Origin of the sequence: Epilithonimonas tenax DSM 16811 (assembly GCF_000428485.1) — a bacterium.
Classification (GTDB): domain Bacteria; phylum Bacteroidota; class Bacteroidia; order Flavobacteriales; family Weeksellaceae; genus Epilithonimonas; species Epilithonimonas tenax.
Genome location: NZ_AUAA01000103.1, coordinates 1 through 1,277, shown reverse-complemented (window position 1 = coordinate 1,277; position 1,277 = coordinate 1). Strand labels below are relative to the sequence as shown.

Below are 1,277 nucleotides of genomic sequence, written 5' to 3'. Positions count from 1 at the left end.
AAAACAAGCCGACCGTTGTTATATCCACCGTTTGTTAAATAGCGAATGGGATATAATGCCTATAACGCTTTAAATCAAATGCACTGCCACTAACACACGCTACAAGCAATTTGGGTATTTGGCTTAATGGAAAAATTGGTCTGTATCTGGAAGATTTGGTAAATCCGAAAGATTACACTTCCGTAATCCCAAACTGCTTGTAGCGCGAGAACGTTAGTAGCAAGACTAAGTTAAGTAGTTCTCAATATCTTCTGCATTTACCCAACTTGTTATGTTAGAATTTTCATATTCAATAGCAAATTGCCCTTGTCCTGTCCCGTAACAAGTATAATATCTACATACAAATCCTTGTTTGTTTGTTTTCTCACCAAGATATTTTTTGTATTTATCACATAAATCTTTAGCGTTCCACTGTCCTCCTTTATATATTTCTATTTCAAATTTTCTATTCATTTTTTTGTTTTAAATTTTGTTTTTAAAAATGTCCTAACCTTATAGGTTTTGCTACTTTTGGATGTAAATCTTTTAGTAATTTTTCCATTGATTCCTTTATAGAATCGTTATATCCAACTTCATCCATACTTTCTTCACATCCTAAATTTGATGTCAGCATTGATTTTAGTTTTTTGTATTCTACGAGTATTTTTTCCATATAAAATATTTGTCTTTAATATCCGTCCAGCTACTAACAGTAGTCTTGCTCTATTGCCTAGATTTGGCTTAATTTAAAGTTGTTTTTTGGTCGGGTTGCACTTGGCAACTCCGAAAGATTACGCTTGCTTGGTCGGCAACAAAGCAAGGCTACGAAACGTTACCAGCAATAGGGGTGAAGTTCTTCGTAGATAGTTTCGTGATGAAAAAATTTAAGAAAAACCCCACCCACTAATGATATTATGATTTCTCTAATTGCTCCAAATCTGCTTTCATTTTCGCAATCCTTTTTTGTTTAATATCCTCTTTGTTTAAGTCGTGATATTTCTTCAAAACAGTTTCGTAATTATTGAAAGCATCCTTTGCATTATCTAATTTCCAATACAAACAATGATTTGCCTCGTCAATATAGTCTGGGTTGTAGCTTTTAAGTTCAAGCCAAAATTTTTGGAAAAAATCTGTTGGATAATCTTTATTAAAAGTTCCACCATCGCCAAAAATATATGCACCAGTAGGAAAACTTACAGTAAATAAACCCGTAGTGCATTATAAAAAAGGTTACTCATAATACGAAAATTTCGTATATTGTATTGACTATCAATCTAATACGTTATGAATAACCTAGA

At 32.5% G+C, this 1,277-nt stretch carries 2 protein-coding genes; both read right to left on the bottom strand.

What is annotated here, in order from left to right; genetic code table 11:
• Positions 1-225 precede the first annotated feature (225 nt).
• Positions 226-453 carry a hypothetical protein gene (locus F564_RS0117750; RefSeq protein WP_028123748.1) on the bottom strand — a complete coding sequence of 76 codons (228 nt, stop codon included), beginning with the start codon at positions 451-453 and terminating at the stop codon, positions 226-228.
• Positions 454-475: 22 nt separating this feature from the next.
• Positions 476-652, bottom strand: a complete 177-nt coding sequence (locus F564_RS20720; protein WP_154656923.1) for a hypothetical protein — start codon at positions 650-652, stop codon at positions 476-478.
• Between the last annotated feature and the right edge of the window lie 625 nt (positions 653-1,277).

Coding starts and splice junctions, on each gene's coding strand:
- F564_RS0117750 (WP_028123748.1), bottom strand. CDS start 453: ATGAATAGAAAATTTGAAATAGAAATATATAAAGGAGGACAGTGGAAC.
- F564_RS20720 (WP_154656923.1), bottom strand. CDS start 652: ATGGAAAAAATACTCGTAGAATACAAAAAACTAAAATCAATGCTGACA.